This is a genomic window from Nocardioides pyridinolyticus (assembly GCF_054653575.1).
In genome coordinates this window covers 1-10,169 of record NZ_BAAIFY010000048.1, presented here as the reverse complement: position 1 = coordinate 10,169, position 10,169 = coordinate 1, and the positions used below count along the sequence as shown (strand labels likewise).

Annotated in this window: 8 protein-coding genes and 2 pseudogenes; 8 read left to right on the top strand and 2 right to left on the bottom strand. The window is 66.1% G+C overall.

Features of this window, described 5'->3' with window-relative positions:
* Positions 1 to 184 precede the first annotated feature (184 nt).
* Positions 185 to 355, top strand: a pseudogene (locus ACYQ0U_RS22145) (VOC family protein); the annotation flags it as partial.
* Positions 356 to 386: 31 nt separating this feature from the next.
* Positions 387 to 825 (top strand): annotated as a pseudogene (locus ACYQ0U_RS22140) (AMP-binding enzyme); the annotation flags it as partial.
* A gap of 504 nt (positions 826 to 1,329) precedes the next feature.
* Here ACYQ0U_RS22140 and ACYQ0U_RS22135 read toward each other — a convergent pair.
* Both ACYQ0U_RS22135 and ACYQ0U_RS22130 read right to left on the bottom strand, forming a co-directional pair.
* A complete protein-coding gene (locus ACYQ0U_RS22135) occupies positions 1,330 to 2,409 on the bottom strand; it encodes a helix-turn-helix domain-containing protein (RefSeq protein WP_459976053.1) in 1,080 nt (359 codons plus the stop codon).
* 37 nt (positions 2,410 to 2,446) lie between these two features.
* Entirely contained in the window at positions 2,447 to 3,415 is a 969-nt protein-coding gene (locus ACYQ0U_RS22130) for an alpha/beta hydrolase (protein WP_459976052.1), read from the bottom strand.
* 205 nt (positions 3,416 to 3,620) lie between these two features.
* Between ACYQ0U_RS22130 and acmB the strand changes: the two genes are divergently transcribed.
* From acmB to ACYQ0U_RS22100, 6 genes are all read left to right on the top strand, one after another.
* The gene (gene acmB, locus ACYQ0U_RS22125; RefSeq protein WP_459976051.1) at positions 3,621 to 4,811 is read left to right on the top strand and encodes a methyl acetate hydrolase AcmB; all 1,191 of its coding nucleotides are present in this window, start codon (positions 3,621 to 3,623) and stop codon (positions 4,809 to 4,811) included.
* A 1,090-nt stretch (positions 4,812 to 5,901) separates the two neighbouring features.
* Positions 5,902 to 6,066 (top strand): hypothetical protein, encoded by a 165-nt coding sequence (locus ACYQ0U_RS22120; RefSeq protein WP_459976050.1) that lies wholly within the window; start codon positions 5,902 to 5,904, stop codon positions 6,064 to 6,066.
* Positions 6,063 to 6,731 (top strand): hypothetical protein, encoded by a 669-nt coding sequence (locus ACYQ0U_RS22115; protein WP_459976049.1) that lies wholly within the window; start codon positions 6,063 to 6,065, stop codon positions 6,729 to 6,731. Before ACYQ0U_RS22120 ends, ACYQ0U_RS22115 begins: the two co-directional genes overlap by 4 nt.
* Before the next feature lie 132 nt (positions 6,732 to 6,863).
* Complete coding sequence (locus tag ACYQ0U_RS22110; RefSeq protein WP_459976048.1) at positions 6,864 to 8,141, top strand: hemolysin family protein; 1,278 nt, start codon at positions 6,864 to 6,866, stop codon at positions 8,139 to 8,141.
* Positions 8,142 to 8,210: 69 nt separating this feature from the next.
* Positions 8,211 to 8,876, top strand: a complete 666-nt coding sequence (locus tag ACYQ0U_RS22105) for a hypothetical protein (RefSeq protein ID WP_459976046.1) — start codon at positions 8,211 to 8,213, stop codon at positions 8,874 to 8,876.
* Positions 8,837 to 10,153, top strand: a complete 1,317-nt coding sequence (locus ACYQ0U_RS22100; protein ID WP_459976054.1) for a TerC family protein — start codon at positions 8,837 to 8,839, stop codon at positions 10,151 to 10,153. Before ACYQ0U_RS22105 ends, ACYQ0U_RS22100 begins: the two co-directional genes overlap by 40 nt.
* Positions 10,154 to 10,169: the final 16 nt, after the last annotated feature.

The window sequence follows — 10,169 nt, the reverse complement described above, 5'->3', positions numbered from 1 at the left end:
CTACACCCTCGATTGGGATGAGCCCGCTTCACCCAGGTCTTCACGTCATCCTCGTCGGAACCGTCGGTAGGAATGGGTACAACTGCAGTTGGATTTCCGCATAGGCACAGACCAGTTCGCCGAATAGCGTCATTCCTGAAGTGAGCGCCACCGCGCTCGGCGATCGGAAGGGACGAGCTCAACCATGAGCACCGACAACGCGCCGAAGATCGAGGGCGTGCGCCACTTCTCGCCGACTGTCACCGACATCGATCGCAGCATCGAGTGGTACGAGCGCGTCTTCGGCCTCGAACGCGTCCCCGCGACGTTTCTCCACTACGGGGACGAAGATGCGGGATACGCCGTCCTGTTGACCGACCCGTACTCCACAGTGGCGATCGGCCTTCATCTGGCTGCTGGGCCGGGTCGACGACGTCATGAACGTCTCGGGCCACCGCCTCTCCACCACCGAGATCGAGTCCGCCCTGGTTTCCCACCCCCGCGTCGCCGAGGCGACCGCCGTCGGTGCCGCGGACCAGATCACCGGCCAGGCGGTCGTGGCCTACGTGATCCTGCGCGAGGGCGTCTCCGACGGGGCCACGGGCGAGGCGCTGGTCCAGGAACTGCGTACCCACGTCGCTACGGAGATCGGCGCCATCGCCAAACCCCGCTCGATCATGATCGTCCCCGAACTCCCGAAGACCCGCTCCGGCAAGATCATGCGCCATCTGCTGTCTGCTCAAGGACGTCGCCGAGAACCGCACGGTCGGCGACACCACCACCCTCGCCGACCGATCCGTCATGGACCTGATCGCCGCAGGCCAATCGACATCGGCCAGCAGTTGAGTAACTGACCCAGTCTGTTAGGGAATCTCAGGAATGCTCCGGATCTACCCGCGGTCGCTCGTGGCGTTCTTCTTCACCGTGGTTGCACACGCCGAGCAGTTGGCTAACTTTCCCCACGCCGTCAAGCCCCGCATTGGCGGGGCGGGCGGCGCTGCAGCTCTGGCTCCACGTCCGAGCGCCACGACGACCATAAGGAACCACCCCGCAGGTGCGTCGGATCCCTGGTGGGCGACCCGGCGCCCCAGCGCCGTTCGAGAGCATCCGACCGAAGGTGCCTTCGCGCGCTCGCCAGTGCCTGACTACACTGCTGCTGGCTCCCCTCCCGCTGCTGCTGCTGCCAATTGCTCCGCGACGTGCATAGCGTCGAGACCTCGCCGTGGTGCAAGATTCGCCGACGATGAGGCGTCGGTTTGTATGCCATTGCCGGCCGGCGACTGGGCTGCGAAGAGCCTCGTCTGGACCCGGCGAGGGTGTCGTGGAATCGCATGATCGAGCCGCCGAGGATCAGCCGATTACAGCGGCTGGTCCGACCTGATTTCCGACATCGGCGGGTGTGGGCATGTCCAGCACCTTGGACCGACTCAGCCGGTGCACCAGGAGCGCGATGCCGAGTCGTGTGCGGCCGAATCCCTGCAAGGGGTCGAAGCCGAGGTCCGTCTTGATGGTGTCGATTCGAGCCTGGAGGGTGCTGTGGTGGACGTTCAGCACTCGGGCCGCCTCGCGTATGGTCCGAGTCGTCACTAGAGCAGCTACGGTCTCGAGAGCCCAAGAATGCTGCGCGACACCGTCAAGGGTGTCGGCGTAGTCGCGCTGGGCGTCGTCGTCGGTTTCGGCCAGCAGTTCGATCAGGCCGCCGTAGACGTCGGCAGCGACCATCGGTTCGCACGGTGGGTCGCAGAGCCTAAGGGCCACAAGCGCGCTGCGGAAGGACCGGTCGAGCCCTTGAGCATTCGTGGCGACGCCGACGCCGACGGGTGAACCTCGGAATGGTTCGTACGCTTCCGGAACAACCACGGCGTGGATAGGGCCGAAGCGGGTGCCGATCACGTCCTCTGGTCCTGAAGGACGGCCACTCCACACAGCGAAGAGGGGGGCAGCCACGATTCGGTGGCGCCGGGAAGCAATCAGCCCCAGGGCGCCGGCGGCTTCTAGACGCTCGTCGGGAGTGCTAACCCGCTCGGTGAGCACGCCCAAGTGGCGCCGGTTGTCGATATCCCTTCCACCGCGACCATGCCGGATCCGGACTGCCAGCGCGAGCCGCTCCAAGATGATCGCATCGTTGGGCGAGGGCGCATCGTCTCGTTCGAGCCACACGGTCATCTCGTCACCCACGTGCGCAACGAGGTCTTCACGCAGCGTCGGCGTGGGCTCCTCCGCGACCTGACCCTTCGGCGTGATCCGCATCGCTCGTTGAGAGCCGGTCTGGAGGAAGCCGGCCGTGCAACCGGAGAGAGAGGCCGCGGCGGCAAGGAGCGCGCGCGTGTTCACGCTGCCTACGATCAGCTCGTCGAAGCATGCGATGACTCGAAGACCCAGGCTCGCACTGGGGTCAAGGCGAGCGATCCGCCCCAGGAGTTCCTGCATTTCACAAGTCCCTTCGAAGTCACCGTGGGTATGGCCTCTAGTCCGCCAGAATCTTCTCAACCCATTCGTTGCGCGTGCGGATCATCGAGCGACCGACGCTCGTGTGTGGCGCGAAGATGTCGCACGCGTGGAAGGCTCCCGACCACACGTGCAGTTCGGCGTCGCCTCCCGCGCGCCAGATCCGGTCGGCGTACTCGATGGCCTCGTCGCGGAAGATCTCTGCCGCGCCCACATCGATGAACGCAGGAGGCAGACCGCCCAGGTCGCTCGCCCGTGCTGGAGCGGCATACGGTGAGACGGCGTCGCCACCACGCCGATGGCCGAGCATCGCCTGCCACCCGGTCTGGTTGCTGATTCGGTCCCATACTCCAATGCCGTCGAACTGGCTGGTCGAGGCCGTGATCAGGCGATCGTCGAGCATGGGGTAGTCGAGAACCTGCCCGCACAACCGGGGCCCCCCACGGTCGCGAGCGGCAAGGGCGATCCCAGCCGCCAGGCCGCCGCCAGCGCTCGCTCCCGCGACCATGATCCGATCCAGTCGAACGTCAAGGTCCTCCGCGTGGGCGGCTACCCATTCCAGCGCCGCGTACATGTCCTCCCACGGGTAGGGATCGGGGAACTCCGGCGCCAGCCGATAGTCGACGGTGATCAGGGTTGCTCCAAGTTCGCTGACCCAGTCCAAGACAAGGTCGAGCCCGCTGAACTTGTCGCCGAACATCAGACCACCCGAATGCGCGTAGAGCACCGTCGGACGGGGTCCGTTCGCGCCGAGGGGACGCAACACCGCCGCCGTCAACTCGACTCCTTGGTAGCCCGGCAACACGACTTCGGTGGCATCGATGCCGCGCTCCCGAAACAGGTCCGCCATTGGAGGCGAGGCATACGAAACCCGCATGAAGTCGATGAGCTCAGGTGTGATCGTCGGCGGGAACATTCCCCCCACGACCGCCAAGCCGGCCCGCAACTCGGCGTCGAAGCCCGGCCGGGGGACCGCATTCGTCGTCATTGCCGTCTCCTCCAGTAGACCCGCCCGGCCGGCTGCCAAAGGTCATCGACTGGTTGTCCGCAGTCTATTCCGGCGCTCTAGCCGGGTCTTCCGCCATTTGGCGGGAGAAGGGGAGAGATCTGCGACACAACGTCGGTTGTGGCACTCGTCACACCAGAAAGAGGCTGGGCAGCAACCAATGAAAGGAATCTCCATGAGCGAACAGTTGGCAGCCGCGGTCGACGCCGTCGTCCAGAGCGCGTCACAGGGGCCGGTCTCCGGTGAGGGACGAGTACCCGGCGTCGTTGCAGGCATCACCGACCGAGACGACACCATCTACCTCGGCGCCTCAGGCGTGCGCGACCTCTCCACGGGCACTGCCATGACCACTGACACCGTCTTCAACATCTGGTCCACGACCAAGGCCATCACCGGCACCGCCTGTCTGCAGCTCGTTGAGTCCGGCGACCTCGACCTCCAGGCCCCGGCCAAGGAGTACGCGCCTGCGATCGCCGAACTACAGGTTATCGAGGGCTTCGACGCCGGCGGCCAGCCAATCCTGCGCCCGCCCGCCAGTGACGTCACCACCCACCAGCTGCTGACTCACACCGCCGGCTTTGGCTACGACTTCTTCAACGAAACCTACAACCGACTCGCCGAGGAACACGGCCAGCCCAGCGTCGCCACCGCCAGCCGAAAGGCCCTGCAGACGCCGCTGCTGTTCGACCCGGGAACCCAGTGGGAGTACGGCAGCAACATCGACTGGGCAGGCCAAGTGGTCGAGGGAATCACCAGCAAGCGGCTGGGCGAGGTCTGCCACGAACGCATCTTCGAGCCTCTCGGCATGACCGCCACCGCCTTCGCTCCCTCTCCGGAGATGCTCGCCCGCAAGGTCCGACACCACCAGCGCGAGGAAGACGGCAGCCTCACACCGAGCGACTTCGCTGCGCCCACGGTGCCCGAGGTCGACTTCGGCGGGCACGGTCTCTTCTCGATCGTGCCCGACTACCTGCGGTTTATCCGGATGTGGCTCAACGAGGGTCGCAGCGCCTCGGGCGAGCAGGTGCTCACGCCCGCGTCCGTCGACCTCGCCTTCGAGAACCAGCTCCCCGACAACCTGCAGGTCAAGATGCTGCCGGGAGTCATCAAGTCGCTCTCCAATGACGCCGAGTTCTTCCCCGGCCTCAAAAAGACCTGGTCCTACACCTTCCAATACACCGAAGACCCGTTCCCGACCGGCCGCCCGGCCGGCGCCATCGGCTGGGCGGGCCTGGCCAATCTCTTCTACTGGATCGACCGCGACAATGGCTTCGGGGGCTACTGGGCGACCCAGATCCTCCCGTTCGCCGACGGCCCGTCCTTCACCGGGTTCGTCGACTTCGAGACCGCTGCCTACTTGGTGGTCACCGCCCGGTGACCACCAAGCAGGGCGGACGCCGTCGACGGCCGGATGGCTTTGGCGGCGTCTGCCGTCGCGCCTGCTCCTGCAGTGAAGATTCCGGCTGACCCTGCACTCCGACAGTGCCCCCGACCATCGGTTGGGCGAGATCGCGACTCTCGCTTTGGGGATCATCCTCGGCGGGTTCGCTGGAGTTGGCCAGAACCAACTGCCGAGGCAGTCTGCGGCAGCCACCACTCCCAGCGCCGGCCTGCCGCGGATGCGGCAGCACCGAGGACTACTTCAGCCAGGGCCTGTGCACCCTGTGCCACCCGCGCTGCCCCCAGCGACCAGGCTCCTGCAAAGGCTGCCTCGCGTGGGGCGTCTACCCGCGGTACAACTGGACCTGCTGGCCGTGTCGCTGGTGGCGCACTCACTACCCCGAAGGGACCTGCGACTACTGCGGCCGCCTCGCGCGGATCGGCAACTCCGGTGCCTGCAGGCTGTGCGTCCAGCAAGCCCAGATCATCCAAGAGCCCGGCCGTGCGCTCGACTACGCCGCAGCCAACCAGCACAGCCAGCAGCTGTTCTTGGCCAACATGCTCTTCAAGCGACGCGTCACGCCGCGCCTGGCGCCCGATCCCGTGCTCCGGCCCGGATCCCGCGCCCGCAAGCCGACCGCCCGCGTTCGAGCTGTCGATGAGCCCTGGAAGAGCCGCTACAAGAACCAACTGACTTACCCCGAAGGGACCGGATTCGACGACGAACCGATGGTCCAACTGAGGTTGTTCGACCTTGCGCCTGATCCGGAGGTTCTGCGACAACGCTCGCTCCAGGAGGACAGCGAGCTGACCCGCTACTGCGCCGCCGTCGTCGACGAGCACTCCGAGCGCTACGGCTGGTCGGTGCGCCAACGCAACGACGTGATGCGGTCCCTGCGGCTGTTGCAGACCCTGCGCGACGAACCGACCGCGAAGATACGCGCCACCGACGTCCTGCAAATGCCCCGCTACGACGGCAACATCAGCTCCACCATCGACGTGCTCGCCGACGCCGGGCTGCTTATCGAGGACCCCCCAGCCGGGCCGAGGTCTACTTCGCAGCACGGGCCGCCAACCTTCCGGCCCAGATGCGCGAGCACCTCGAGCTGTGGCTCAACGTCATGCTCGAAGACTCCCGTCAGGCACCGCGCCAAGTGCCACGCGACCCGCAAACCGCCAGGGTCCAGATCATGGGCCTGGTCACCGTCGTCAACGCCTGGGTGGACCCGGCTACACCTCCTTCGCGCAGGTGACGCGCGCCGATATCGAGAAAGCACTGGAGCCGCTCAACCCCGGCCGACGTCACGCCGCCGAGCTCGGCCTCAGATCTCTGTTCAAGACGCTCAAGGGCCGGAAGCTGATCTTCGCCAACCCGATGCGAGGCATGAAGATCGTGCGACCCGCGCGCAGCATTCCGCTGGCGTTGGATCCAGAGGTGATCCGCGCTGAGTTGAACCACGCCGACCCCGTTGTTGCGCTGGCCGTCTCGCTCGTCGCGTTCCACGCGGTGAGCGGTAAGGAGCTGCGTGCCCTGAAACTCACCGCCATCGTCGACGGTCGCCTGACCATCGGTGAGCGTGTGATCCCGCTCGGGGCCCCGGTCCGCACCCGTCTCGCCGCCTGGCTCGACCACCGGAACCGACGCTGGCCCAACAGCGCCAACCCTCACCTGCTCATTAACCGCCGGACCGCGCCCCGCCTGACCCCAGTAGGCCGCAACTTTCCGTGGCTCGGAATCACCCTGCGTCCTCATGCGCTTCGCCAGGACCGCATCCTCCACGAGATCCACGCAACCGGCGGCGACGTCCGCCGCATCTCCGATCTCTTCGGCCTCGGCATAGACGGCGCCACCCGCTACCTGCAGACCATCGAGCACCCCGAACTCGCCATCGACGGCGACAGGACGCCCCGACCCTGAACTCACACAGAAGCCGACGCTCATTGCCCGGGCGAGCGCGGGACGGCTGGCAGTTCGTATCCTTGGTCCCATGGACGAGCCTCGAAGTACCAGCCATTCACCCGCGAGCACGATCGGGGGTGAATGGACCTGATGGACAGCCAGACTCTCTTGAACATCGGCCTCGTCCTGGTGTTCGTCCTCGTCGGCGGCGTGTTCGCCGCGACCGAGATTGCGCTGGTCTCGCTCCGCGAGAGCCAGCTGACCCAGCTCGAACGCCAAGGCTCGCGCGGCGCCAGGGTCGCGGCGGTGGCGCGTGACCCCAACCGCTTCCTCGCAGCGGTCCAGATCGGCGTGACCGTCGCTGGATTCTTCTCCGCGGCCTACGGTGGCTCCACGCTGGCTCCCGACCTGGCGCCGTACCTCGAGGTCATCGGCCTCGGGGACGACACGGCCGAGACAGTTGCCCTGGTCGTGATGACACTCCTCATCGCCTACCTGTCCCTCGTGCTCGGCGAGCTGGTGCCCAAACGCCTGGCCCTGCAGAAGTCCGCCGGACTGTCGCTGGCCGTCGCGCCGGTGCTGGACCGCTTCGCCGGATTGATGCGCCCGGTCATCTGGTTGCTCTCCGCCTCGACCAACGCTGTCGTGCGCCTCGTGGGCGGGGACCCTCACGCGACGACCGAGGAACTGTCCGAAGACGAACTGCGCGAGATCGTCTCCAAACACGAGGCGTTGGAGGAAGGGGAACGCCGCATCCTGCGTGACGTCCTGCAAGCCACGGAAACCACGGTCAAGGCGGCCATGCGGCCACGCGGCGACGTCGAGTTCCTCAGCGCCGAGACCCCTCTGATCGAGGCTGCCGACCGGGTCCGCGACCTCCCCTACTCTCGCTACCCCATCACGGGCGAGGGGTTCGACGATGTCATCGGCTTCCTGCACGTGCGCGATCTGCTCGGGATCGCAGCCGACGACACACGTCGGGTCCACGACGTGTGTCGTTCGGTGCTGATGCTGCCGGCGACCAACTTCGTCCTGCCCTCCGTGGCCACCATGCGCCAGCAGGGCACCCACCTCGCCGTCGTCATCGACGAGTACGGAGGCACCGACGGCATCGTGACCCTGGAAGACCTCGTCGAAGAGCTCATCGGTGACATCCGCGACGAGTACGACACGCAAGAACCCGTCACCGGCGAGGACCCGGCCTGCATCGACGCCGGCCTGAGTATTGAGGACTTCACCGACGAGACCGGCATCCCGCTCGAGGACGGCGACTACGAGACCGTCGCCGGATTCGTCATCGCCCGCCTGGGACGTATCCCGGTCGCGGGCGACGCCGTCGAGGTGGACGGCGCGGTCCTCGAGGTTAGCGAGGTGACCGGGCACCGGATCACCAAGATCGCCCTCCACCCAATCGCACAGCCTGAGTGAGCCGCAGATGAGACGATCTCCGCTCGGCGGGCATCCCGCTCGCGCCGAACAACCGAGCAGGAGCCACACATGAGCGAACTGGTGGTCGCGCGCTACCCAATCCCCCCGCTCGTACGGACGGCCAATATCTCGGCCAAGGCCGGGCTGATCCTGCTCCTCGTGTTCGCCTTGCTGTTCCTCGACGCCAGCCACATGAGAGACAAAGCCGCGGGAGTGCGCGCGATCATCTACCCGATGCTGGCGTTCACGGTGCCTGCGATCTGGGTGCTGTTCTGGAAGGAGCGCGCCTCGTTCCCGTGGCTCGCCGACTTCCTGGTCACCATCACATGCTTCACCGACATCCTCGGCAACCGGATGAACCTCTACGACACCGTCGTTTGGTTCGACGACTGGATGCACTTCATGAACACCGGCCTTCTCGCAGCCGCCGTGATCCTGCTGACCATGCACCGCTCGTCGAACTTCCTGAGCGTCCTCGAGCGTGCCCTGGCCATCGGCGCGACCGGCGCCATCGTCTGGGAGATAGGCGAGTACTTCGCCTTCATCAGCGGCTCCTCCGAGCGCCACTTCGCCTACGCCGACACTCTGGGCGACCTGGGCCTGGGCGTGCTTGGGGCCATCACCGCAGCAGCCACCATCCACACGCTCTGGGCGCACGGGAAACTGACTGAGGCTGCCCCACAGTTGGAACTCCGCTGCCCGGCGGAGTCCGCGCTGGGCGACCGCCAGCCCTAACGGGTCGAGAATCGCCGAACGCCCCGGGTTCAACGAACCTGAGATCCCACGTACGCTGGGAGGGCCGAGGATGCTCAGGTTCCCGCCAAAACCGTCAAATTTCATGCGCCCTTCTAACCTCCAAGGCCCACGTCCCGACGCTCCGCGAGGCCGCGTACTGGTCCTCGCTCTACGTCGGCCTCGCCATCGTGTTCGGGCTCGGCGTCCTGGTGTTCGGCGGACCCACCCCGGGCGGGGAGTACTTCGCCGGCTACATCACCGAGAAGGCGCTCTCGGTGGACAACCTGTTCGTGTTCCTCATCATCATGACCAGCTTCCGGGTGCCGCGTGAGGACCAGCAGAAGGTGCTGCTGTTCGGCATCGTCTTCGCCCTGATCGCGCGCACCGGGTTCATCTTCCTCGGCGCCACGCTCATCAACTCCTTCGCCTGGATCTTCTACGCCTTCGGCCTGATCCTGATCCTGACCGCGGGCAACATGCTCAAGTCCCACCACGACGACGAGTCCCAGACCGCCGACAACGTCGTGGTGCGCCTCTCCCGCAAGGTCATCCACACCACCGAGCACTACGACGGCGACAAGCTGTTCACCATCCATGACGGCAAACGCGCCATGACCCCGATGCTGCTGGTCATGGTGGCCATCGGGGGCACCGACATCCTCTTCGCCCTCGACTCCATCCCCGCCATCTTCGGCCTGACCCAGGACACCTACCTGGTGTTCACCGCCGTCGCGTTCTCGTTGATGGGGCTGCGTCAGCTGTTCTTCCTCATCGAGGGCCTGCTGGACCGGCTCATCTACCTCTCCTACGGTCTCGCCGCCATTCTGGCGTTCATCGGCGTCAAGCTCATCCTGCACGCCCTGCACGAGAACAACCTCCCGTTCGTCAACGACGGCGAGCCGATCAAGGTTGCCGAGATCAGCACCACCGTCTCGCTGAGCGTGATCATCGGCGTCCTGCTCCTCACCGTCCTCGCTTCGCTCTACAGCCCCACCGGCAAGGCCCAGAACGCCATTCGCAACGCTCGACGCCACGCCACCGCCTACCTGGACGCCGAGTACACCCACGATCCGGCTGAGCGGGAACGCATCTATGCCCTGTTGCTCTCCGAGCGCGACCAGATCTTCGCCCTCGGTCCGAAGTACAAGCAGAAAGCCCGTGAGGAGGATGAACTCATGGACCTGCTCGCACGCGCACGAGACAGCCACGACGCCGCCGTCGACCGTGGCGAGGCACAACCGGTCGAGACATCCACGCTGCTGCCCCCGCGCCCGTGATGCGCTTGTGATTTTG